The following is a 22320-nucleotide window of genomic DNA, read 5'->3' as shown; positions in this document are numbered from 1 at the left end:
GAGCGCGCCGCGGCCTGCCGCCGCGCGACGCCTCCTGACCACCGCCGCCCCGAGGGAGGGCCGCTCGAGCGGCGGCCTGCCCCGCACGACGCACGAGGAGGCGCGGTGCCCGACTGGTCGGTGATCCTGCCCATCGCGGCTGTCGTCGTCGAGCTCGTGATCCGCGTCGTCGCTGTGATCGTGGTTCCGCGCAACCGCCGACCGACCACCGGCCTGGCCTGGCTGATGGCGATCTTCCTCATCCCCTACGTCGGTATCCTCCTGTTCCTCTTCATCGGGAGCAACCGGCTGCCGCGCAAGCGCCGTCGCAAGCAGCAGGAGATCAACCGCTTCATTCTCGACTCGACCGATGGAGTCGAGCGGGTGGCCCGCGAGCACTCCTGGCCGCAGTGGCTGGAGTCGGTCGTCACCCTCAACCGCAACCTCGGCGCGATGCCGCTCGTCGGAGGCAACGACGCACGTCTCCAGGGCGACTACGAGCAGACGATCCATGCGATGGCCGCCGAGATCGACCGCGCTCGGCGTTACGTGCACTGCGAGTTCTACATCCTTGCCGCCGACACGACGACGGCCCCCTTCTTCGACGCTCTCGACCGCGCCGTCAGCCGGGGAGTGACGGTGCGCATCCTCCTCGACCACATCGCGTCGATCCGGGTGCCGGGTTACTACCACGGCACCCACCGTCGCCTCCGCGCGCTCGAGGAGGCCGGAGCGTCCTGGTCGTACATGCTGCCCGTGCGGCCCTGGCGGGGCCAGTACCAGCGGCCCGATCTGCGCAATCACCGCAAGCTGCTCATCGTCGACGGCAACACCGCCTTCATGGGCTCCCAGAACGTCGTCGACTCCAGCTACAACAAGCGCGGCAACATCCGGCGCGGCTTGCACTGGCACGACCTGATGGTGCGCCTCGAGGGCCCCGTCGTGCAGGGCATCAACGCCATCTTCATCACCGACTGGTACAGCGAGACCGACGAGCTGCTCCTGCGCGAATCGGAGCCGATGGAGGCGTTGCAGCAGCGCGACACCATCGACTGCCAGGTCGTGCCGAGCGGCCCCGGGTTCGACGGCGAGAACAATCTGCGGCTGTTTCTGACGCTCCTCTACTCCGCGCAGAAGTCCATCATCATCACGAGCCCCTATTTCGTGCCGGATGAGGCGATGCTCTACGCGATCACGACGGCGACCCGGCGGGGGGTGCACGTGGAGCTGTTCGTCTCCGAGATCGGCGACCAGGCCGTGGTGTACCACGCGCAGCGCTCGTACTACGAGACGCTGCTCACGGCGGGTGTGCGGATCTGGATGTACCGCACGCCCACCATCCTGCACGCGAAGCACTTCACGATCGACGACGACGTCGCCGTGATCGGGTCGAGCAACATGGACATGCGCTCGTTCACCCTCAATCTCGAGGTCTCGCTGATGGTGCGGGGGGCCGAGTTCGTCGAGGATCTGCGACAGGTGCAGCAGGACTACCGCGAGCACTCCCGTGAGCTGACTCTGCGCGAGTGGCGGCAGCAGCCATTCCGCTCGACACTGCTCGACAACCTGGCGCGGCTCACCTCGGCGCTGCAGTAGCCGTCCCCTGCGGTAGCTGTCCCCCTAACGAGGTGCCTACGAGTATGTCTCACGTCTTGTAGCTCGGCCCACGGGGCGTGACGCTCCGCGTCTCGAACGGAGTCGTCATCGTGGTCCTACGCCCGACCCTTCTCAATCCTGTGAGCGTTCCGTTGATCGCCGGGCTGCGCTCGGTCCGCCTGCGCGGGACGAACGGTCTGGCGGCGGTCCGCCGCACGGTCGATCTCTCCGTCGACCTCCCCCTCGGCTTCCGGATGGACCTGCTGATCGGCTCGACCGACCGGGTCCGGGTGATGCACGTCGTCAGCTCCGACTTCGCCGTGCGCTGGCCCGGTGAGTGCACGGGCGACTCCTCGGTGTTCCTCCTGCCGATGGAGGGGGCGCTCGCGCTCGAGTCGTCGCGAGGCTGCTTCACCGTCTCCGACGGCGGGTTGGCGCTCGCCGCCGACGAGGCCGTCGTGGTCCGGTCGGTACGACCCTCACGCTTCCTCCTGCTCTGCATCGACGCCTCCGGAGGAGACCGGATGCACCGCGTCGAGATCTCGCGCCGCCTCCCGCCGTCCTCGGTCATCGCCACCGCCCGCACCGTCCTCCGCGCGTTCCTCGCCGATCTCGACATCGAGCATCCTGTGCAGTCCGAGTACCTGCAGGGCACGGTGCTCCGCCTCGGCCGGCTGCTCGGGGCCGAGCGAGAGGAGGACGGCCTCACGCGGGTCGGCATCCGTGACATGGTCGAGGCGGCGGTGCAGGTGATCCTCGCCGACTACGCCGACCCGCTGCTCGACCCCGGTGCCGTCGCCGACCGCTGCCGGGTCAGCCTCCGCTCGCTCCAGCGGGCGATGGCCGAAGAGCGCCAGACGACGCTGCGCGATCTCATCGCGACCGTGCGCACCCAGAACGCGCTTCGTCTGGTCGCCGCTGCCGGCGCCGAGGTCCCCCTCGCCGACATCGCCCGCAGTGCGGGCTTCTCCTCGTCCGATCGGCTCCGGAGGGCGATCGCCGCCGAGACCGGCCTCTCGCCCACCGAGTACCGGCGCCGGCTGCATCCGGGCACCCTCGAAGCAGGCTGAGCAGCCTCGCCGGCCTTTCCTCCGACCGTGCTGCTTGCGCCCTCGGCCGCGGCCCGCAAGGGCCTGGTCGCACGCCGGAGCCGCGCGTAGCGTCGGACCGTCCTCAGAACCACCCGGTCCCGCCCGCGCGGCTCCGGGTCCGAGAAGGGAACGGACATGACGGCATCCCGTGCGACGCGCATCCTCATCCTCGGCGGCGGCTACGTCGGCCTCTACACCGCCTGGGGGCTCGAGAAGAGACGGGGGGAGGCGCCGATGGAGGTCACCCTCGTCGAGCCGAACCCCTACATGACCTACCAGCCGCTTCTCCCGGAGGTCGCCGGCGGCCACGTCCAGCCGCGGCACGTGACGGTGCCGCTCGTCTCGGCGCTGAAGCGCACGCGGGTCATCCGCGGATCCGTCGCGGGAGTGAGCCTCGCCGAACGCACCGCGACGGTCGCCGCGATGGACGGCTCTACTCGCACGATCGGGTTCGACCAGGTCGTCTTCGCGCTCGGAGCCGTCACCCGCACCTTCCCGACTCCGGGGCTCGCCGAGCACGGGATCGGCTTCAAGACGGTGGAGGAGGCGGCGCACCTGCGCGACCGCGTCATCGAGACCATTGCGAAGGCAGCGCTCACCAGCGATTCCGCCGAACGCCGCCGCCTGCTCACCTTCGTCTTCGTCGGCGGCGGCTACACGGGAGTCGAGGCGTTGAGCGAGCTGCTCGACCTCAGCCGGCGCACCCTCGCGGCCCAGTCCTCGCTCTCAATGGGAGATGTCACCTGGCACCTCTCGAGGCTCTCGACCGCGTGGCGCCCGAGGTCGGCCACGAGCTCTCGAGGTGGACCCTCGACCACCTCCGCTCCCGCGGCGTGCACGTGCACCTGAGACGACGATGCCCTCGTGCGAGGGCGGCGTCGTCGAGCTCTCCTCCGGTGAGCGCATTCCCTCGGCCACCATCGTCTGGACCGCCGGCGTCAAGCCCAATCCGATCCTCGACGAGACCGACGCGCCGCGCGGGCCGAAGGGCCACGTGACGGCGGATGCTCGCCTCCGGGTCGTCGGCGACGACGGCGAGCCGGTCGGCGGCGCGTGGGCGGCGGGCGACGGTGCGCAGGTGCCGGACCTCACCGCCGCCCGGCAGCCCGCCTACTACCCGCCGAACGCTCAGAACGCCGTTCGGCAGGCCAAGCTGCTCGCGCGCAACATCGTCGCCGATCTCACGGGCGGGACGGTGGAGGAGTACCGCCACGCCTCCGTCGGCACGGTCGCCGAGTACGGCATCGGCAAGGGTGCCGGCCTGATCAAGGGCGTGAAGCTGCGCGGGGTCCCGGCCTGGCTCGCGCATCGCGCCTACCACGGAGCGGCGATGCCGACCCTGGACCGCAAGTGGCGGGTCATCACGGGCTGGCTCGCCGACGCTATCGCTCCGCGCGACCTCTCGCCGATGAGCGCTCTCCAGGATCCGCGTCGCGCCTTCCGCGAGACGGCCGAAGCGACCGATCGAGCCGCCGCTGCGGCTGCCGAGAAGGACCCCGCCTGAGGTCCCTCCTGTGTGCGTCCGCCTCGCTGCCTTCAGACGTCGCGGCAGTCGATCGCGACCACCGCGACCTCTGTGCACTCGCCGCGGTCAGCCCCGAGGAGGCGAGTCAGCCGCGACCGCGCGGGCGCAGGCGCACGGTCGGCAGCACGGGAGCGGGCAGCGGGCGCCCGTCGTAGCCGACGACCGTCCCGAATCGTCCGGACGCGTCGTCGCCCGCGATCACCTCCGACTGCCACCGGTCGCGTGCTGCCTCGATCTCGTCGTGGCTGCGGCCGATGAAGTTCCACCACATCACCAGGTCCTCGGCGAACGGCTCACCTCCCAGCAGCACGACGCGTCCACCCTCCGGTCCCGCGGTCAGCACCATGTGCTCCCTCCCCGGAGCGAGGAAGGCGAGCGCGAAACGATCGACAGGATGCCCCTCGACGTCCACCGGCCCAGCGTCGACGAGCACGCCGTACTCCCACCCCGCTTCGACCGGCAGCTCCACCCGGGCTCCGGGCTCGAGGTCGATCTGGGCGGCGACCAGCGGAGTGAAGACGCTCGCGGGCACGGCTGCGCCGAGCATGCCGCCGACGAACACCCGCACGAGCGCGCCGGGCAGCTGCACCGGCACCCCGCTGTGATGCTCGAAGATCGGATCGGCACGGCGCGCCTCCTCGGGCAGCGCGACCCACAGCTGCACACCGTGCAGCACCGGCACCGAGCCGGTCGAGACCTCTGAGTGCGAAATCCCGCGCCCGGCGGTCATCAGGTTCAGCTCGCCGGGCTGCACCAGCGCCCGGCTGCCGACGCTGTCGCGGTGCTCGATCTCTCCCTCGAACAGCCAGCTCACCGTCTGCAGGCCGATGTGCGGGTGCGGAGGGACGTCCATCCGCGCCCCCTCGTCGACCCGGACCGGACCGTAGTGGTCGACGAAGCACCACGCCCCGATGGTCGAGCGCGAGCGCTGAGGGAGAGTGCGGCGCACCTCGAGCGCGCGTGGCCCGCCGAGCGGCACGAGGCGCGCCTCCAGGACCTCGACGCCGCCCCGGGGGCGCGGACGCGGCTCGTCTGTCACGGGAAGCTCGTCCGGGTGCTCCTCCAGGTTGCTCATGCGCGAAGTGTATGCCTTCGCATGAAGTCGGGGCGGGTCAGGGGACGCCGCAGGCCGGCTCGGGAGCCGCTCCGGCCTGCGGCGACGAGACGGCGGGTCCGTGACCCCGACTCTCCTGGCTCCGCACACCAGTCGTCTCCCGACGGTCCCGACCATCGGACGGCCTTCGTCCGATCCCCTCTCACGCCCAGGGCGAACAGGCCTCCGCAGCGGGGTGACCGCTGGTTACAGTCGTCGTATCGGAGCCCACCCCTGCGGGTTCTGTAGGGAGTGACAGCATGTTCGAGAGATTCACCGATCGCGCGCGGCGCGTCGTCGTCCTGGCCCAGGAAGAGGCCAAGATGCTCAATCACAACTACATCGGCACGGAGCACATCCTGCTCGGTCTGATCCACGAGGGCGAGGGAGTAGCCGCCAAGGCGCTCGAGTCCCTCGGCATCTCGCTCGACGCCGTCCGCGAGCAGGTGCAGGACATCATCGGCCAGGGGCAGCAGCAGCCGACCGGCCACATCCCCTTCACGCCCCGGGCGAAGAAGGTCCTCGAGCTGTCCCTGCGCGAAGCGCTGCAGCTCGGCCACAACTACATCGGGACCGAGCACATCCTGCTCGGCCTCATCCGCGAGGGCGAGGGTGTCGCGGCCCAGGTGCTGGTCAAGCTCGGCGCCGACCTGAACCGCGTGCGCCAGCAGGTCATCCAGCTGCTCTCCGGCTACCAGGGCAAGGAGCAGGTCGCGGTGGGCGGTGAGCAGCAGCAGCCTCAGGGGGGATCGCAGATCCTCGACCAGTTCGGACGCAACCTCACGCAGGCGGCGCGCGACAACAAGCTCGACCCGGTCATCGGGCGCGAGAAGGAGATCGAGCGGGTCATGCAGATCCTCTCCCGCCGCTCCAAGAACAACCCCGTCCTGATCGGCGAGCCCGGCGTCGGCAAGACCGCCGTCGTCGAGGGTCTCGCCCAGGCGATCGTGCGCGGCGACGTGCCCGAGACGTTGAAGGACAAGCAGCTCTACACGCTCGACCTCGGGTCGCTCATCGCCGGCTCGCGCTACCGCGGAGACTTCGAGGAGCGCCTGAAGAAGGTGACGAAGGAGATCCGCACCCGCGGCGACATCATCACCTTCATCGACGAGATCCACACCCTCGTCGGCGCAGGGGCCGCGGAGGGCGCCATCGACGCCGCGTCGATCCTCAAGCCGCTGCTCGCCCGCGGCGAGCTCCAGACCATCGGTGCGACGACCCTCGACGAGTACCGCAAGCACTTCGAGAAGGACGCCGCACTCGAGCGCCGCTTCCAGCCGATCCAGGTCGCGGAGCCGTCGCTGCCCCACACGATCAACATCCTCAAGGGGCTGCGCGACCGCTACGAGGCGCACCACAAGGTGTCCATCACCGACGGCGCGATCGTCTCGGCGGCCAACCTCGCCGACCGCTACATCAGCGACCGCTTCCTCCCCGACAAGGCGATCGACCTGATCGACGAGGCCGGCGCGCGTCTGCGCCTCTCGATCCTCTCGGCGCCCCCGGAGCTCCGCGACTTCGACGACCGCATCGCCGTCGTCCGTGCAGCGAAGGAGGCCGCGATCGAGGACCAGGACTTCGAGAAGGCCGCCTCCCTCCGCGACGAGGAGAAGCAGCTGCTCGGTGAGCGCCTGCGCCTCGAGAAGCAGTGGAAGTCCGGAGACGTCAAGGCCACCGGCGTGGTCGACGAGGGCCTGATCGCCGAGGTCCTCGCCCAGGCGACCGGCATCCCGGTCTTCAAGCTCACCGAGGAGGAGTCGTCGCGGCTCGTCTTCATGGAGAAGGCGCTTCATCAGCGCGTCATCGGCCAGGAGGAGGCCATCGCGGCCCTCTCGCGCACCATCCGCCGGACCCGCGCGGGCCTCAAGGACCCCAAGCGCCCCTCCGGCTCGTTCATCTTCGCCGGCCCCACGGGCGTCGGCAAGACCGAGCTGGCCAAGGCGCTCGCCGAGTTCCTCTTCGACGACGAGAACGCGATGATCTCGCTCGACATGTCGGAGTACGGCGAGAAGCACACGGTCTCGCGGCTGTTCGGTGCCCCTCCCGGGTTCGTCGGCTTCGAGGAGGGCGGACAGCTCACCGAGAAGGTGCGCCGCAAGCCGTTCAGCGTGGTCCTCTTCGACGAGATCGAGAAGGCCCACCCGGACATCTTCAACTCGCTCCTCCAGATCCTCGAGGAGGGTCGTCTGACCGACGGCCAGGGGCGCGTCGTCGACTTCAAGAACACCGTCATCATCATGACCACCAACCTCGGTGCGCGTGACATCGCCGGTGGCCCCGTCGGGTTCCAGATCGAGGGCGACAACGCCACCGGTTACGACCGCATGAAGGGCAAGGTCAACGAGGAGCTGAAGAAGCACTTCAAGCCCGAGTTCCTCAACCGCGTGGACGACGTCATCGTCTTCCCGCAGCTGTCGAAGCCGGAGCTGCTCCAGATCGTCGACCTGTTCATCAAGCGCCTGGGCGACCGTCTGCTCGATCGCGACATGACCGTCGAGCTGACGCAGTCGGCGAAGGAGCGCCTCATCGAGGTCGGGTTCGACCCGGCGCTCGGAGCACGCCCGCTGCGTCGCGCGATCCAGCGAGAGATCGAGGACCAGCTGTCCGAGCGGATCCTGCACGGCGAGCTCGGCGCCGGAGACCACATCCACGTGGACTTCGCCGAGGGCGCCTTCGTCTTCACGACGACGCCGCGGTTGATCTCGATCAGCGCCGGCGCGACGTCGGGAGCGGCCACGGCCGGCCCGGCGACGCCCGACCTGATGGCGTAGCAGTCCGTTGCCCGGCGTGCCCGTCCCTCCTCGGAGGGGCGGGCACGCTGTCGTTCGAGGCGGGGCCGTGGTCGTCCGGCAGGCGGAGCAGGGCGTGATGGTCGTTGCGCGACGGGTAGTGCTGCTCCGGTCTGCCCGGCGGCCTAGGGTGGTGGGGTGACTGACTGGAAGTACCCGGTGCGCCGGGCGCGCACGAGTGATGTCCCCTTCATTCAGGAGCTGAGCGAGCCGCTCGTCAACGAGCGCGTCCTCCTCGGCAAGGATCGTGTGGTGCTCTACGGGGCCGTCCAGGAGTTCCGCATCGCGGAGGACGGCGAGGGCAACGCCATCGGCTGTGGCGCGCTGCATGTGATGTGGGACGATCTCGCGGAGGTGCGTACTCTCGCGGTCGCCCAGGAGTGGCTCGGCAAGGGGGTCGGTCACCACATCCTCGAACGGCTCGAGAACGACGCCCGTGAACTCGGGCTGTCCCGCCTGTTCTGCTTGACCTTCGAGATCGACTTCTTCGCCCGGCACGGCTTTCACCCGATCGGCGAGAAGGTCGTCGATCCCGAGGTGTACGCGGAGTTGCTGCGCTCACCCGACGAGGGTGTGGCCGAGTTCCTCGACCTCGCGCGCGTGAAGCCGAACACCCTCGGCAACACTCGTATGCTCAAGATGCTCTGACAGCCGGTACGTCGTAGCCTGTCGGGGTGACTCCGCCGCCCCGTCTGCCGCCCCGCGTCTACCGGCGCCGGCGAGCGGGGCTCCTTCTGGCGCTGGCGGTCATCGTCGCAGGGATCGTGACCCTGGTCTCCCTGGAGCCGTGGGCCGGGGCCTTCGATTCTGCTCCGAGCGCGACGCCGACACCGAGTGCGCTGCAGACCCTCTACCCGACGACGTCGCCCGATTCCGCGCCGGACGCTCCTCCGAGGTGCACCGCCGAGGCCGTGTCCGTCACCGCCGTCGCGGACGCCTCGAGCTACGCGCGCGGTGTGGATCCGCAGCTCTCGCTCTCACTGACCAACACCTCTAGCGCCGACTGTGTGATCAACGCCGGCACCGGCCAGCAGGTCTTCACCATCTCGAGCGGCTCCGATCGGATCTGGACCTCGACCGACTGCCAGACCGCCGCCGCCGATCTGGACGTCCTCCTCCAGGCGGGCAGCTCCGTGAGCGGCAGCGCGCTGATCTGGGACCGCACCCGGTCCTCCGCCGACACCTGTTCGGGAGGTCGGGAGTCGGCCGCCGCCGGCGGCGCAGCCTATGACCTCTCTGTGTCGGTCGCGGGAATCGCGTCGGGCTCGACCACGCAGTTCGTGCTGGAGTAGCCGCTCGGAGGACGCGCCGGCTGCGGCCCGCCCGTAACATCTCGGGGATGTGGGGATGGACGATTCGACCGTGTTCGGGGTTCGCGGGTGGCACGTGGTGAAGCGGTGGCGCCGGGTTGCCGTTGCGCTGGTGGTGGCGCTGGTGACCGTGCTCGTGCTGCCGGTGCCGGCAGCTGGCGCCGCAGTGTCCGTGCCGATGCCCGGTGCCGGTGCGGTCTCTGCCGGTGCGGGTGCGGTCATGGGAGGAGCTGCGGATTCCGGTCTTGGCGCTTCTGACTCCCGCCGTTCTGAAGGGGGCCGTCCTGACACTGCAGGTCTTGGCGCCGGGGACGCTGCGGATGCCGTCCTCGCCTCGCGTGCGATGGTGCGGATCGACGTCGAGGACTACCGCTTCTCGCGGTACTCTGCCGCCTTCCGGCTCGATCGTGACGCTGAGGGCCGCTCGACATTGACGACCGTCGAGACGTTCGTCGCCGAGTTCCCGCCCGAGCAGAACCGCGGAATGCGGCGAGCGATCCCGCTCGACTACGAGGGCCACCCGACCGACGTCGAGCTGGTGTCGGTCACCGACGGCGACGGTGCGCCGCGACCGGTCGACACCGACACCGACGACGGATTCCTCGTCGTCACGTCGGCCGCTGACGGGTTCGTGAGCGGGAGTCAGACCTACGTCTTCACCTACACGCAGCACAACGTGACGCTCCCCGGCTCCGTCACGACGAGCGGCGAGGATGAGTTCGTCTGGGACGCGAATGGCACTGCCTGGGGGCAGCCGTTCGACCGCTACGACGTCCGCGTCGAGCTCGGGGCCGGTCTGTCCTCTGCGGCGACGGGTGCCATGAGGTGCTATCGCGGCCCCGAGACGTCGACGCAGGAGTGCGCGATCGACCGCGACGGCGCGGTCATCTCCGCTTCCGGCGAGTCCCTGGCTCCGGGCGACAACGTCACGGTCGCGATCGGCTTCGCCCCCGGCACCTTCACCCCGCGCGACGATCGCTACACCGCCTCGGCCTGGTCCTGGGTGCAGCTTTCGGGCGCGGTGCTCGTGCTGATCGCGCTGGTGCTGGCCTCGCTCCGGCGGCGGACGGTACTCCGTGACGCCCCCGGTCGACCGGCGGTGGTCGCCGAGTACGACCCGCCCGAGGAGGGTCTGTTCCTCTCGGCCGCTCTGCTCGGGAAGGCGCCGAAGGCCCCTGCCGCCGCCTTTTTGGACGCTGCGGTCCGCGGGCTCGTCCGGATCGAGGAGACGGGAGACGACGGCAAGCCGGACTACGCGGTGCGAGTGCTCGACCCGGCCGCCGCACCGCCGCATCGGGCGGGTAGACCCCGGCCGGTCGCCTCCGACGACCGCCGATTCTTCGACATCGCTTTCGGCACGGAGTCGGGCGCGGTGCGGGTGCTGTCGTCGAAGGACAAGGCTTTCGGCAAGCTGGTGTCGGAGTTCCAGCTGGGGCTCGGCAAGCGGGTGGCGGAGGCGGGCCTCACGCGGCCGGGCACGGTGGTTGGCAGTGTGGCGGTGGCCGTCACCGCACTGCTCGGCTTCGCCGCGGCATTCGTGGGAGGTGTCGTGCTGCTCAGCAACTCTTTCGGCGGGTTGCTGCCGGTGCTGCTGATGCTGATGGCGCTCGCTGCTGCGGTCATCGCGGTGGCGCTCGTGGCGAAGGTCCCGATGACGCGCGCGGGCGCGGAGCTGCGCGATCACCTCCGCGGCCTGGAGCTCTACATCCGGCTCGCCGAAGCCGACCGGCTCGCGATGCTGCAGTCTCCCCGCGGGGCTGATCGGCGCATGCTCGGCTCGGTCGAGGTGGTGGAGGTCACCGAACGGCTGCTGCCGTGGGCCGTCCTCTTCGGGCTCGAGAAGGAGTGGGCGCGGGCGCTCGCGACCGCCTACGAGCAGACCGGGCAGGCGCCGGTCTGGTACTCGGGTAGCGGGGGTTTCCAAGCAGCGGTCTTCGCGGGGAGTGTGTCGTCGTTCTCGTCGTCTGCAGCCGGTTTCGTATGCTCGTCGGCGAGTTCGTCGAGCGGCGGCGCAGGGGGCGGCGGCAGCTCGGGCGGTGGCGGAGGCGGTGGCGGTGGTGGAGGCGTGTAGACGTCCGCTGGGAACCTGTGGCCGGCTCGGCGTCTGAGCGTGCCGCGCGAAGGAGTGCTCGGTCTGTGATGAAGGGGTCGCTGACGGCGTCAGCGGGCGGGTGCCGGTGCGAATCCGCATGCTCAGCCTGCGGGAATCCGCTCGGGCACCGGGACGAGCGCGTGGGTGATGGCGCTCGAGAGTGTGAAAGCGCTGGAGTCGAGGTGTGAGGCATGCCCCAGCCGCGTCGCCTCGCTCGCCCGCTGCTTCGCACCGGAGGCGGGGCGTATGTCGCCGGAGAGGCTGATCTCTCCGAATGCCGCGATTCCGGGGCGGAGGGGCGTGTAGGCGTGGGCGGAGGCGATGGCGACCGCGATGGCGAGGTCGGCCGCCGGCTCCATCAGCTTCACCCCGCCCACGGTCGAGACGTAGACATCGCAGCGGCGCAGGGGGATGCCCGCCTGGCGTTCGAGGACGGCGAGGATCATTGCGACCCGGGACGCATCGACACCGTTCGTGACGCGTCTCGGATGCTCGCCGTCGTTCGCGATCACGAGCGCCTGGATCTCGACGGGCAGTGCGCGGCGCCCCTCCATAGCCACCGTGACGCAGATCCCCGGAGTGGGGAAGCGGGTGCGGCTGAGGAAGAGACCGCTGGGGTCGGGGATCTCAGCGATGCCCTCGGCCGTCATCTCGAAGCAGCCGACCTCGTCGGTCGGGCCGAAGCGGTTCTTGAGCGATCGGACGAAGCGCAGGGCGGTCTGACGATCGCCTTCGAAGTGACAGACCACATCGACCAGGTGCTCCAGCAGCCGGGGGCCCGCGATCGAGCCGTCCTTCGTTACGTGGCCGACGAGCACGAGGGGCAGACCGCGCTCCTTGCAGACGCGGATGAGGGTCGCCGCGACCTCGCGGACCTGGCTCGGACCGCCGGGAAGTCCATCGATCGTGTCGCTCGCGACGGTCTGCACCGAGTCGACGATGAGGAGGTCCGGCAGGACCTCGTCGATCTGGCCGAGTACCGTGCCGAGGTCGGTCTCGGCCGCGAGGAAGAGGCTGTCGTGCATCGCGCCGGTGCGTTCGGCCCGCATGCGCACTTGCGCAGCCGATTCCTCCGCGCTGACGTAGAGGACGCGCTGGCCCTCGGCTGCAGCTCTGCTCGCGACCTCGAGAAGCAGTGTGGACTTGCCGACTCCCGGCTCGCCCGAGAGCAGAACGACCGCACCGGCGACGATGCCTCCACCGAGCACCCGGTCGAGCTCGCCGACTCCTGTAGGCCGGTGCGCGGCGGAGGTGGTCTCGATCCGGGTGATGGGCCGGGCGATCCGACCGGCGGCAGGAGCGACGGCGGCGACCGCGCGCACCAGCCCCGTGCGTTCGGTGCTCTCGACGACGCTGCCCCACTGCTGGCATTCGCCGCAGCGGCCGACCCACTTCGCGGTCGTCCACCCGCACTCCGAGCATCGGTATGCGGCTGTGCGCGTCTTGGAGGAGGCCATGAGGTCCTTTCGAGGCGGGAGGGGGCGATGAGCGAGACGCTACGGGTGACCCCCGACACGGGTGTTCGTTCGAACGTGTCTTCGACTGTAGCGTCGACCCCCGACGTCGACGTCCGGCCACGCCAGCTCTGGGGAGAGATGTGGCGAGGCGTCGGTTGTGGAGAGTGTTTCGATCCGAGTGCCGCCGCGTCGGTGTCAGTGGTCTGAGCAAGACTGGAGCCATGCCCTCGACAGTGCACGTCCTCAAGTCCGGTCGCAGGCTCGGCGTGAGCTGGTCGGGCGCCGAGGTTGCAGAACACACCGTCGTACTCGCTCATCCGGCTCCCGGCTCCTCCGATTTCGATCCCGATCCGCTGACCACCGCACGCGACGGAGTGCGCCTCCTCTCGTTCGACCGGCCGGGCTACGGTGCGTCGTCCCTCCTCACCGACCTCGATCCCGCCGGCGCCGGAGCCGGCGCGAATCCCGAGCAAGCCGCCGCCGACATCGCCGAGTACCTCGCGAGCGTCGGAATCGCCTCCGTCAGCGCCGCCGGCTGGTCGGCCGGGGGGCGCGTCGCGCTCGCCCTCTCGGCCAACTACCCAGGGCTGGTCGAGCGCCTGGCCGTGATCGCCACCCCTGCGCCCGACGACGCGGTTCCCTGGGTCGGCAGCGACAACCGCGTCGCGTATGACGCGCTCGCCGGGCTTCCTCCCGGCGAGGCCGTCCGCTCGCTGACGACCACGCTCGATGCGGCGTTCGGCGGCGCGCCGGAGCTCGATGCGCTGCTCGGGATGCTCTCGACGGGTGAGGCGGACGCATCCGTGCTCGACACGCCTGGAACGCGTGAGCGCCTCGAGCGGATGCTCGAACGCTCGGTCGAGCAGGGCACTCTCGGCCTGGCCGCCGATCTCGTGGGCTACGGCGTGCAGGAGTGGGGATTCGCGGTCGAGGCGGTCGCATCGCCCGCGCTGCTCCTCTACGGCGCCGAGGACGCGCTCATCGGCCGCCGGCACGCCGAGTGGTACGCCGAGCGTCTACCGGATTCGCGCCTCGAACTCGTCCCCGGCCGCGGCCACCTGCTGGTCGTCCCTGAGTGGCGGCGCGTGCTCGATTTCCTGCTGCCCGCCTGACGTCCGCCGATTGGCGCGACCTCAGGCCGTCGCGTACACTCGACCCCGGTACCGTGTCCGAGCGGCCGAAGGAGCATGTCTCGAAAACATGTGTGGGCTTGCGTCCACCGTGGGTTCAAATCCCACCGGTACCGCCAGTGACAAGGCCCTCTGCTTTCGTGGAAGCAGGGGGCCTTCGCTGTCCTCCGGGACCGCCGCCTCGGCTCGTGCTGAGAGGACCTGTTCTGGCATCGAGCGGCGGCACCGACTCGACGTCGTGTCGTCTCCGTCGCTGGCTGCACCCGTTCATATCGGGTCGCCATCCGTCCGGGGCGCTCACTGTCCTCCGGGCTTCTCTGCCTCCCCGTGAGCGATCCGCTGGCCTCTCCGCGACGCCGAGTGTGCGATCAGGGTCGATGCGACTCCGACGAGTACTCCCAGCGCGGTCTCGAGGGCACGGTCGCGCAGCAGCACCAGCTCGTCGGTGCGGTGCGCGAGTTCGACCATCAGGATCGCGAGCGGGGTGACGAACGCGAGGGTCAGGCCGTAGTTTCGGCCCACGAAGAGCTCGGCAGTCATCTGAAGCAGCACGACGACCACGATGACGGCGAGCGGCGGGAGGGGGAGGGCGAGGAGTCCGGCCGCGATCAGGACCCCGACAACGGTGCCGAGCATCCGCTGCCCGGCGCGGACGAGGCGGGCGCCTGCGTCGACTCCCGAGACCGCAGCCACGGCGGAGACCATCGCCCAGTAGGGGTGGCCCAGGCCGGTCGCCGTCGGGATGGTGCCGGCGAGGAGGACGACGGATCCGAAGCGGAGCATCGCGGACCGGGTGGCGGGGCGGGTCGCGGCGGCGCGGAAGGAGGTGCGCCACGGAGTCGGCGTGAGTCGTCGCGCACGGGGGAGCGCGGATCCGCTCGCTCCGACGAGAAGGGCGAACGCGGCGGAACCGGCCGCGAGTGCGAAGGCGAGCGGGATGCGCGCGGGTTCGGTCGGCACCGAGGCGCAGGCCGTGACAGCGAAGACGGGGAAGAGCGGTCCGGGCGGGTGCCAGTGCAGTGCGTCGCTGAGATAGGCGGCGGCGACCGTCACGGCGACCACCACGGGGATGATCAGCCACTCCCGCTGAGGTGACAGGGCGACAGCCGAGCCGATCGTCACGGACGCGACGAGGAAAGCTGCGGCCGAGAGCTGCATCCCGAGGCGCGGCCGGTGTGTGTGCTGGCGTCCGTAGAGCGCGGTGAAGGCGCCGAATGTCGCGTAGAGGGCGAGGTCGGTGCGGTCGGCGGCCCAGAGGGCGACGAGGGGCGCGGCGATCGACATCCCAGCGCGGACGGCGACACGGTGGGCGCCCGCATGGGGTCCGAAAGCGACGAGTTCGCGGGGGTGCGGCAAGGTGGTGGCGGGCATCGGTTCCTCTGATCGGCGGACGATCCGAGCGGCTCTGGCCGGAAACATGCTTCACGCGTGAAGCAGATATACTTTACCCATGAATGACTCCGAGGGTCGCCCGGTGGACGCCGTCGACGAGATCCGCGCTGGCTGGGCGGCGCTACGGCCCGAGCTCGACACCTCCGCCATCGACGTCGTCGGGCGGGTGATCCGCGCATCGGCCCTGATCGTGCGGGCGACCGAAGCGCTTCTCGCGGAGCACGGGCTGACCCGCGGCGAGTTCGACATCCTCACCACCCTGCGCCGGGCCCGAACCGCTCAATCGCCCACGTCTCTGCGGACGATCGCTCTCGCCTCCGCCCCCGCGATCACCAAGCGGGTGCACTCGCTGGAGCGACGTGGTCTGCTGCGGCGCTCGGCGAATCCGGCCGACGGCCGCAGCACGCTCATCGCCCTTACCGAGGCGGGGGAGGAGCTGGTCGACCGGGCTTTCCCCGAGGTGCTCGCGATCGAACGGGAGCTGCTGGCCGGCGTGTCCGAGGAACGCGGCGCGGAGGCGTCCCGTTCGCTGCGCGCGGTCCTCGCGAGCGTCGAGACGGCCGCGCACCGGTGAGCTCGGACGGGATCGCTACCGTGGGTGCATGCGCCTGACCTCCAGCTTCACCGTGCCCTCGCGGCCGCCGGTGCTGCAACTGGTGAAGACGGCGGCGGCCACGGTCGTCACCTGGCTCCTCGCCGCCCTGATCTTTCCCGGGACGCTGCCGGTCTTCGGCGCGATCGCTGCGCTGCTGGTCGTCGCGCCGAGCGTGAATCAGTCGTTCTCGAAGGCGATGGAGCGTTCGGTCGGCGTGATCATCGGCGTCATCGTGGGGTCGGTGATCGGCACGGTCCTCGGCGGTGACAGCCTCATCGTGCTGCTCGCTATCGTCGCCGCGATCGCAGTGGGCTGGGTTGTCCGGCTGACTCCCGCCTCCGCTGTGCAGATCCCGATCAGCGCGATGCTCGTGCTCTCGGTCGGCGCGGTGACCCCGAACTACGCGCTCGACCGCATCCTCGAGACGCTCGTCGGCGCAGCGGTGGGAGTCGTCGTCAACATTGCGATCGTGCCCCCTGTCGCGCTCGCCCCGGCCGAGCGGGCGGTCGGCGACCTCACTGCGCAGCTCGCGGCCGGTCTCGACGACCTCGCCGATGCGCTGCAGTCCCCGGTCCCGCGGCGGCGCCTCGACGAGATGCTCATCACGCGCGGCTCCTGCAGACGATGCAGCGCAAGGCGGAGGAGGCGATCGCGACCGGCGAGGAGTCGCTGCGCTTCAATCCACGCCGCTCCGGTCACCGCGATCGGCTGCTGGCGCTCGATTCCGTGATGCCTCGCCTCGGGCGCATCGTCACCCGGGTGCGCGGCATGACCCGGACGGTGCACGACCTCTACGACGACGAACTGGTCGGCGAGCCGACCATCGCGGACATCGCCGTGCAGCTGCATCGTGCAGCTCACGACCTGCGGCTGCTCGTGCAGACCTCCGTCGCCGTGCCCGAGCCGGAGGCGATCACCGACGAGCTGCCGGCCCTCACCGCGCCGTTGGTGATCGTCGCTCCGCATCCGGAGCACTGGATCCTGCTGGGCGCCCTGGCGGAGGACCTCCGGCGGATCCGCGAGGAGATTCTGGGCGAGGAGTCCTGAACCGCGACGGCCTCGGCACTGACGTCGTCGGTACGTCTCCTCCTTCTTCCGGGTCTAGTGCTCGGTGCGCCCGTCGTCGACGATCTCGCCCTCGCCCGGGTCGGGAGCGACCTCGCGCAGCGCTGCGGGGTCGCTCGCTTCGGCGTGCTGGGTCTTGCCCTCGGCGATGAGGGAGTCGTCGTCGACGAGGATGCCGGCGAGCTCGGTGAGGCGGCCGCGGAGGGCGCCGATCGGATCCTCGACGGGTGCATCCTCCTCGGATCGGTCGACCTCGGAGTCGGGGTAGCGGCGCAGGGCTGCCTCCTCTCGATCGGGTCGCGGAGCGCGTGCGTGCTCGACGCAGAGGCGGGCGACCTCTTCGGCGTGGGCGTGCATCACCGAGTGGGAGGCGTCGGGGATCTCCCAGGCGCGGGCATGCGGCACGGCGTCGGCGATCTCCTCCACCCACTCGCGCGGCACGAGCCTGTCGTGCTCTCCGCGGATGATCAGCGTCGAGGCGAGGATCCGGGGCACGGTGTCCTCGATCCGGTACTGCATCATCTCGGGGAGGACGCGCGAGAACCAGCGTGGTCCGCAGAGAAGGTACGCGCCGGCGGCGATCACGGCGACCTTCACGGGTTCGCGCACGCTCGACTGGGCGAATCGGAGCGCCGCTATCGGGATGCGCCGTTCGTGGCGGTTCATCACCGGGCCCAGCAGGACGATCGTCGTCAGCTCGGGACGCCGGGACGCGAGTTCGGCGACGACCTGCGTGCCCATCGAGTGGCCGAGGACGACGGGGTCGTCGAGATTCAGCTCGTCGATCACAGCGCCGACGAGCTCGGCGTAGTCGCCGATGTCCATCCGCCGCGCGTCGACCGGGTGCGGTACGCCGCCGAAGCCGGGAAGGTCGAGGGCGTGCACCGGGCCGAACTCGTTGAGCGCTGGAGCGAGACGCTCGAAGTAGGTCGCCGCGACTCCGATGCCGGGCACCAGGACGAACGTGCGCTCGCCCTCGCGACCGACGGTGCTGACCCGGGCCCAGACGTCGCGATGATGCACGCGCTGGACCGAGACGTCGGTGCTGCGGTAGCGGCGGCGCGGATCGCGGCGGCGGGAGCGTGTGGTTGCGAACACATCGCGCAGGCCGCGGCGCAGGGTCGACGCCAGGGTGGGAAGGAGGTCGCTCGGGCGGAGCACGGGGCCTCCTTCGTTCAGGGTGGTCGGTCGCACAGAGCCTAGGCGCTCGCCGTCGGGGTCAGATCAGCATGTCGTCGGATCTGTGGAGGAGGAGACGCGCAGGGCCGATGTGGAGGACGCCGTTGGTCAGCGGTGCCGCCCGGACGCCTCCGTGACGACGCATCGCGTGGAACGCTCCGGGGTCGAGCACGACGTCCATCCAGGCGCAGGGGTTGGCCGGCCGGCCGCCCTGGAACTCGATCCGCTCTCCGTCCTGCTCGAGCGCGAAGGTTCTGCCGGCCAGGGCATCGATGTCGGCGCCGCGAACGATGATGTTGCGCCGAGTGTCGGCGGGGTCGAACGGATCGGTCCGCAGATCGGTGGCCATGCGCTCGAGCGTCTCGATCGCGAAGAGGGTGATCGCTGCAGAGCGGTGGGCGCGCTGGGCGAAGAAGCGGTCGCCGACGATCCCGAGGCCGGCACGGACCTCGATGCGCTCGGGCTGCTCGTTGCCCTCGAAGGTGATCGGCCCGTCAGGGGGTCGGCCCTCGTAGCGGTGCAGTGGCGAGACCACGAATCGCTCGAGCTCGATCGCTGCGGCCTCCATGGGAGCAACGGTACGCGTCTCCGCGGGGGTCGCTTCCGTGACCGCGCCGGGCCGGTGCGGCTCTTCGGACTGCCTGAGTCGACCGGCCGATTCGGACGGCCAGCCGGCGCGGACGGGTGACTCGCTCGGCGCCGGCCGGACGCTCCCGGCGATTCGCGGACGCGGTCGGCGCCATGTATAGTCGTACCTCGTTGCGTGCCCTCCCAGGCCACGCGATGCACTGCGCCCGTAGCTCAACGGATAGAGCATCTGACTACGGATCAGAAGGTTGGGGGTTCGAATCCCTCCGGGCGCACTCTGGTTGAGACAGAATGAAACGGTCCGCGAAAGCGGGCCGTTTTCGTTTTTCTGGTGCTTCATCTGGGGTTTTCCTCTCTTGGCGGGTGGATCTGGGAGGGACGAGCTGACGGCGTCGGCCTGCCGATCTCGGTCGTGGCGGGACGCTGACAGCAACCGCGACAGCAACGCCCCCGGTTCTCGTCTCACGGCGGCGCGTTCTGGGAGCGCAGCGCTTCGTGCGCGATGTCGTAGAGCTCTCCGTCGATGAGTTCGCCGTCGAAGGCCGCCGCGACCTCGTCGAAGGAGCCCGGGACGAAGTTGAGCAGGTCGTCGTGGAGCCCGGCGGTGCGTTGCTCGCCCGGGACGTAGCGCCAGGTGGTCAGGATCTGCACGAGTTCTTCGCGGCTGATTGCGCCGCATCGGTAGCTCTCCGCAGCTTCGTAGGGCCCGGGTCCCGTCATGAGTCCGCCCTCGTGAACGCCTTGTCGATGGCGGCCGCGGCGTTCGTCAGCGCCGAGGGCATCACGTGCGAGTAGATGTCGGAGGTGATCGCCATCGCCGAGTGCCCGAGGATCTCCATCACCACGCGCATGGGCACACCCTCGGCGAGCAGGAGCGACGCGCACGTGTGCCGCAGATCGTGGAAGCGGATGCGGCGGACGCCGGCCCGCGCGATGGCCGCATCGAAGCTCCGTCGCAGGTTGGTCGGCTCGATGATGGTGCCGATGCTGGTCGTGAACACGAGGTCGTTGTCGGTCCATCGGTCACCGGCGAGCTGTTGATCGACGAGCTGCGCTCGTCGACGAGCCATGAGGGAGTCGATCGCGAGCTGGGGGAGAGGGATCGTCCGGCGTGAGCGGGCGGTCTTGGGGGTGCCGATGACCATGCCCTGACCGGCTCCGAGACGCTGCACGGTCTGGCGCACGCGGAGTTCCCGGGCATCGAGGTCCACGTCGGCCCAGCGGAGCGCCAGCAGCTCGCCCTTCCGCATCCCGAGAGCCAGGGCGGTCGAGTACAGATGGACGTACTGATCGCCGCGGTTCGCATCGAGGAAGGCCGCGGCCTCGTCGGGCGTCCACGGAGACACGTCGGTCCTCTCGACGCGTGGGGTCCGGACGAGCGACGCCACGTTCCGCGCCACGACCTGTTCGCGCATGGCCTCGGAGAGCATCGTGCGGAGCACCGCATGGGCGAGCTGGACGGTGCGGGAGGAGACGCCGGCCGCGCCGACCTTCGTGTGCAGCTCGCGGACGTGCGCAGGGGTGAGGCTGTCGAGACGAACGCGGCTGAGCGCGGGAACGATGTGCTTCCGCATCATCCACGAGTAGTTCGCGACGGTCGCGGGCTTCAACGACCCGTGCGCGGTGTTCGCGAGCCAGTGCGCGGAGTAGCTCTCGACCGTCCATGTGCTGATCGAGGCCGGAATGCCCCGGTCGGTCTTGGCCTTCAACTCCGCGAGCTGCTTGGAGACCTCGGTGCGAGTGGCGCCGTAGACCTGTCGACGGCGGCGGCCTCCATCGGGTTGCAGAACGTACGTCGCCCCACTCCACCGACCGTCCTTCCGCTGGTAGACGGATCCCTCGCCGTTGGCGCGCTTGCTCACTGCGGCACCGGGGCTTCCATGAGCGTGCCCACGTAGGCGCGCAGATCCTCTACGCGGACGCGACGCGAGCGGCCGATGCGGACGCTCGGCAGGATCTTGAGCCGCATCAGGTCGTAGACGGTCGAACGACCCACACCGAGTGCGTCCGCGACTTCCTCCGGAGTGAGCATGAGCTTCTCCATGACATTCACCTCTCCTTGTTCTTGTTGGTCTTCATCTGTTCGCGGCGCTGGTCGTTCCATTCGCGCGCGCGAGCGGCTGCCTCTGCTGCGAGAGCGGCGTCGCCGTTGGTGAGCCAGCCCATCCCGGCGAAGCTCCACTGGGCCACGACGAGGGTCGTCTCGTCGTCGAGTTCGTCGTCTTCCTCGTCGCTCTCCACGCCATGGGTCGCGTCCCTCTTGGCGGAGATGCGCTTCTGCCAGAGACGGCGGGCGGAGCGGAGCTTCCCGAGCGTCGTCGAGTAGCGGCGGGACTTGGTGGCGAAGTGGCCGCGGAATCCGAGCATCCCGACCCATTTGCCGAGGAGCGCGTAGTCGTCCTCGGGGCCGAGGCGCGTGATCCGTGCGAGGTCCTCGATGGTCTGCTTGAGCTGCGCGACATGCGGGCGAGGGCCGTTTGCGACTGCCGAGGGATCCACCTCCTCGGTGGCCTTCGTCGCGTACTTCGCGATGTAGGCCGCGACCGCTCGATCCGTGAGCTCGCCATCGTTCTCCGCGTGGTGGCGAACGACGGCGCGAGCATCGACTTGGCGACCGAACCGGAGGGAGCGAGGGGATTCGCCGGGGACGACAGGGGCGGCCGTCACCTGGACCGCTGCCGCGCTCTCGATGGCCATGCGCGACAGATCGGACGAGGAGATGAGCACCGACGGAACCGGATACGGATCATCCGGGCGAGCGTCACCGTCGAGACGGATCAGCGCGTGGAAGTGCACGGGACCGCGCTTCTGGAACTCCGCCACCTTCGCGAACTGCACCCGCACGAGCTTCCGCGTCGCTGACTCACTGAGACCGAGCGACTGGGCGATTCGACGGCGGAGCGCGATGGTGAAGCGCCGCCACAGCTCAGGCGCGTGCCACTGCCAGACGATGTGCCCGACGTAGTCGTAGCACTCACGGCAGATCGGCTCTCCGACGAGAGGCGAGTCGGCATCGTGCACGCTCATGCATCCGCCCGGTCGGCCGTGCGGGCACAGCTCCTTCTTCGACCGGGGGCGGCAGCGCGTCGAGCCGGATCCCCGTGCCTTCTTCGACGCATGGACCGCTCCGAAGGACGGAGCCGTGAGGGTCAAGAACACGAGCGGGTGGGTGCCCACCGACTCGGGAACGTCCTTGGACCCACCGGCAGCCCCGGCGACCACGAGGTGCCACATGTCGCCCTTGTACTCGTGGCTGCACGAGGGGCACCGGACGGCGCGGCGGTTGCCGCAACGGACGTAGGTGATTCCATCCGGCTGCCGCGCGGATTCGTACGACGAGACGACCTCGCCGGACACCGCATCGACCACGTGAGACGACCCGACGAGGCGGACGGGGTTGGCGCAGTAGCCGGTGGCGGCTGCGCCCTTCATCCATTCC

General features: G+C 69.9%; 21 protein-coding genes and 2 tRNA genes. 14 read left to right on the top strand and 9 right to left on the bottom strand.

Translation table 11 applies throughout. From position 1 onward, the window contains the following. The first annotated feature begins 105 nt into the window (after nt 1–105). From cls to ACH61_RS18090, 4 genes are all read left to right on the top strand, one after another. The gene (cls, locus tag ACH61_RS02415; protein WP_068208138.1) at nt 106–1575 is read left to right on the top strand and encodes a cardiolipin synthase; all 1470 of its coding nucleotides are present in this window, start codon (nt 106–108) and stop codon (nt 1573–1575) included. 77 nt (nt 1576–1652) lie between these two features. Then, nucleotides 1653–2645, top strand: a complete 993-nt coding sequence (locus tag ACH61_RS02410; RefSeq protein ID WP_068208126.1) for an AraC family transcriptional regulator — start codon at nt 1653–1655, stop codon at nt 2643–2645. A 156-nt stretch (nt 2646–2801) separates the two neighbouring features. Beyond that, nucleotides 2802–3515 carry an NAD(P)/FAD-dependent oxidoreductase gene (locus tag ACH61_RS18095; RefSeq protein WP_236713510.1) on the top strand — a complete coding sequence of 238 codons (714 nt, stop codon included), beginning with the start codon at nt 2802–2804 and terminating at the stop codon, nt 3513–3515. 7 nt (nt 3516–3522) lie between these two features. Then, entirely contained in the window at nt 3523–4170 is a 648-nt protein-coding gene (locus ACH61_RS18090) for an NAD(P)/FAD-dependent oxidoreductase (RefSeq protein ID WP_236713509.1), read from the top strand. A gap of 106 nt (nt 4171–4276) precedes the next feature. Here the strand turns inward: ACH61_RS18090 and ACH61_RS02400 are convergent, their stop codons facing one another. Continuing rightward, a complete protein-coding gene (locus tag ACH61_RS02400; protein ID WP_068208114.1) occupies nt 4277–5266 on the bottom strand; it encodes a pirin family protein in 990 nt (329 codons plus the stop codon). Between the two features lie 278 nt (nt 5267–5544). On the opposite strand from ACH61_RS02400, the gene ACH61_RS02395 reads away from it, so the two are divergent. From ACH61_RS02395 to ACH61_RS02380, 4 genes are all read left to right on the top strand, one after another. Beyond that, nucleotides 5545–8055, top strand: coding sequence for an ATP-dependent Clp protease ATP-binding subunit (locus tag ACH61_RS02395; protein WP_068208112.1), 2511 nt, complete (start codon nt 5545–5547; stop codon nt 8053–8055). 156 nt (nt 8056–8211) lie between these two features. Further along, on the top strand, nt 8212–8721 hold the full coding sequence (locus ACH61_RS02390) for an amino-acid N-acetyltransferase (protein ID WP_068208110.1): 510 nt from the start codon (nt 8212–8214) through the stop codon (nt 8719–8721). Between the two features lie 26 nt (nt 8722–8747). Further along, on the top strand, nt 8748–9365 hold the full coding sequence (locus tag ACH61_RS02385; RefSeq protein WP_068208107.1) for a hypothetical protein: 618 nt from the start codon (nt 8748–8750) through the stop codon (nt 9363–9365). A gap of 361 nt (nt 9366–9726) precedes the next feature. Continuing rightward, nucleotides 9727–11454, top strand: coding sequence for a DUF2207 family protein (locus ACH61_RS02380; RefSeq protein ID WP_158286097.1), 1728 nt, complete (start codon nt 9727–9729; stop codon nt 11452–11454). Nucleotides 11455–11576: 122 nt separating this feature from the next. On the opposite strand, the gene radA is transcribed toward ACH61_RS02380, so the two are convergent. Continuing rightward, nucleotides 11577–12932, bottom strand: a complete 1356-nt coding sequence (radA, locus tag ACH61_RS02375; protein ID WP_068208104.1) for a DNA repair protein RadA — start codon at nt 12930–12932, stop codon at nt 11577–11579. Nucleotides 12933–13153: 221 nt separating this feature from the next. Here radA and ACH61_RS02370 point away from each other — a divergent pair, with 221 nt between their 5' ends. Both ACH61_RS02370 and ACH61_RS02365 read left to right on the top strand, forming a co-directional pair. Continuing rightward, a complete protein-coding gene (locus tag ACH61_RS02370; RefSeq protein ID WP_068208101.1) occupies nt 13154–14044 on the top strand; it encodes an alpha/beta fold hydrolase in 891 nt (296 codons plus the stop codon). A 47-nt stretch (nt 14045–14091) separates the two neighbouring features. Then, nucleotides 14092–14181: transfer RNA gene (locus tag ACH61_RS02365), tRNA-Ser, on the top strand. Between the two features lie 178 nt (nt 14182–14359). Here the strand turns inward: ACH61_RS02365 and ACH61_RS02360 are convergent. Then, nucleotides 14360–15433, bottom strand: coding sequence for an FUSC family protein (locus ACH61_RS02360; RefSeq protein WP_068208099.1), 1074 nt, complete (start codon nt 15431–15433; stop codon nt 14360–14362). 79 nt (nt 15434–15512) lie between these two features. On the opposite strand from ACH61_RS02360, the gene ACH61_RS02355 reads away from it, so the two are divergent. The 3 genes from ACH61_RS02355 to ACH61_RS18085 are packed head-to-tail and all read left to right on the top strand — an operon-like array spanning nt 15513 to nt 17096. After that, nucleotides 15513–16028, top strand: coding sequence for a MarR family winged helix-turn-helix transcriptional regulator (locus tag ACH61_RS02355; protein ID WP_068208095.1), 516 nt, complete (start codon nt 15513–15515; stop codon nt 16026–16028). Between the two features lie 28 nt (nt 16029–16056). Further along, a complete protein-coding gene (locus ACH61_RS02350; protein WP_236713508.1) occupies nt 16057–16779 on the top strand; it encodes an FUSC family protein in 723 nt (240 codons plus the stop codon). Then, on the top strand, nt 16776–17096 hold the full coding sequence (locus ACH61_RS18085; protein ID WP_236713507.1) for a hypothetical protein: 321 nt from the start codon (nt 16776–16778) through the stop codon (nt 17094–17096). Before ACH61_RS02350 ends, ACH61_RS18085 begins: the two co-directional genes overlap by 4 nt. 54 nt (nt 17097–17150) lie before the next feature. On the opposite strand, the gene ACH61_RS02345 is transcribed toward ACH61_RS18085, so the two are convergent. Both ACH61_RS02345 and ACH61_RS02340 read right to left on the bottom strand, forming a co-directional pair. Next, entirely contained in the window at nt 17151–18275 is a 1125-nt protein-coding gene (locus ACH61_RS02345) for an alpha/beta fold hydrolase (RefSeq protein ID WP_158286096.1), read from the bottom strand. 58 nt (nt 18276–18333) lie between these two features. Further along, on the bottom strand, nt 18334–18861 hold the full coding sequence (locus ACH61_RS02340) for an MOSC domain-containing protein (protein WP_068208092.1): 528 nt from the start codon (nt 18859–18861) through the stop codon (nt 18334–18336). A gap of 222 nt (nt 18862–19083) precedes the next feature. Here ACH61_RS02340 and ACH61_RS02335 point away from each other — a divergent pair. After that, nucleotides 19084–19156: transfer RNA gene (locus ACH61_RS02335), tRNA-Arg, on the top strand. Nucleotides 19157–19343: 187 nt separating this feature from the next. Here ACH61_RS02335 and ACH61_RS02330 read toward each other — a convergent pair. The 4 genes from ACH61_RS02330 to ACH61_RS02315 all read right to left on the bottom strand — a co-directional run bounded on the left by ACH61_RS02330 (nt 19344) and on the right by ACH61_RS02315 (nt 22313). Continuing rightward, on the bottom strand, nt 19344–19532 hold the full coding sequence (locus ACH61_RS02330) for a hypothetical protein (RefSeq protein ID WP_132504816.1): 189 nt from the start codon (nt 19530–19532) through the stop codon (nt 19344–19346). 65 nt (nt 19533–19597) lie between these two features. Next, a complete protein-coding gene (locus tag ACH61_RS02325; RefSeq protein ID WP_068208086.1) occupies nt 19598–20743 on the bottom strand; it encodes a tyrosine-type recombinase/integrase in 1146 nt (381 codons plus the stop codon). Then, entirely contained in the window at nt 20740–20925 is a 186-nt protein-coding gene (locus tag ACH61_RS02320; RefSeq protein WP_068208082.1) for a helix-turn-helix domain-containing protein, read from the bottom strand. Before ACH61_RS02320 ends, ACH61_RS02325 begins: the two co-directional genes overlap by 4 nt. Before the next feature lie 5 nt (nt 20926–20930). Next, the gene (locus tag ACH61_RS02315) at nt 20931–22313 is read right to left on the bottom strand and encodes a replication initiator (RefSeq protein ID WP_068208079.1); all 1383 of its coding nucleotides are present in this window, start codon (nt 22311–22313) and stop codon (nt 20931–20933) included. Nucleotides 22314–22320 lie beyond the last annotated feature (7 nt).

The organism is Rathayibacter tanaceti, from assembly GCF_001634385.1.
In the GTDB taxonomy this organism is placed as follows: domain Bacteria; phylum Actinomycetota; class Actinomycetes; order Actinomycetales; family Microbacteriaceae; genus Rathayibacter; species Rathayibacter tanaceti.
This window is presented reverse-complemented; position numbering and strand designations above follow the sequence as displayed.

What these genes read in the sequence shown, in the direction of transcription:
- ACH61_RS18095 (WP_236713510.1), top strand. Translation starts at nt 2,802, where the DNA reads ATGACGGCATCCCGTGCGACGCGCATCCTCATCCTCGGCGGCGGCTAC.
- ACH61_RS18090 (WP_236713509.1), top strand. Translation starts at nt 3,523, where the DNA reads ATGCCCTCGTGCGAGGGCGGCGTCGTCGAGCTCTCCTCCGGTGAGCGC.
- ACH61_RS02400 (WP_068208114.1), bottom strand. Translation starts at nt 5,266, where the DNA reads ATGAGCAACCTGGAGGAGCACCCGGACGAGCTTCCCGTGACAGACGAG.
- ACH61_RS02395 (WP_068208112.1), top strand. Translation starts at nt 5,545, where the DNA reads ATGTTCGAGAGATTCACCGATCGCGCGCGGCGCGTCGTCGTCCTGGCC.
- ACH61_RS02380 (WP_158286097.1), top strand. Translation starts at nt 9,727, where the DNA reads ATGGTGCGGATCGACGTCGAGGACTACCGCTTCTCGCGGTACTCTGCC.
- radA (WP_068208104.1), bottom strand. Translation starts at nt 12,932, where the DNA reads ATGGCCTCCTCCAAGACGCGCACAGCCGCATACCGATGCTCGGAGTGC.
- ACH61_RS02370 (WP_068208101.1), top strand. Translation starts at nt 13,154, where the DNA reads ATGCCCTCGACAGTGCACGTCCTCAAGTCCGGTCGCAGGCTCGGCGTG.
- ACH61_RS02360 (WP_068208099.1), bottom strand. Translation starts at nt 15,433, where the DNA reads ATGCCCGCCACCACCTTGCCGCACCCCCGCGAACTCGTCGCTTTCGGA.
- ACH61_RS02355 (WP_068208095.1), top strand. Translation starts at nt 15,513, where the DNA reads ATGAATGACTCCGAGGGTCGCCCGGTGGACGCCGTCGACGAGATCCGC.
- ACH61_RS02350 (WP_236713508.1), top strand. Translation starts at nt 16,057, where the DNA reads ATGCGCCTGACCTCCAGCTTCACCGTGCCCTCGCGGCCGCCGGTGCTG.
- ACH61_RS02340 (WP_068208092.1), bottom strand. Translation starts at nt 18,861, where the DNA reads ATGGAGGCCGCAGCGATCGAGCTCGAGCGATTCGTGGTCTCGCCACTG.
- ACH61_RS02320 (WP_068208082.1), bottom strand. Translation starts at nt 20,925, where the DNA reads ATGGAGAAGCTCATGCTCACTCCGGAGGAAGTCGCGGACGCACTCGGT.
- ACH61_RS02315 (WP_068208079.1), bottom strand. Translation starts at nt 22,313, where the DNA reads ATGAAGGGCGCAGCCGCCACCGGCTACTGCGCCAACCCCGTCCGCCTC.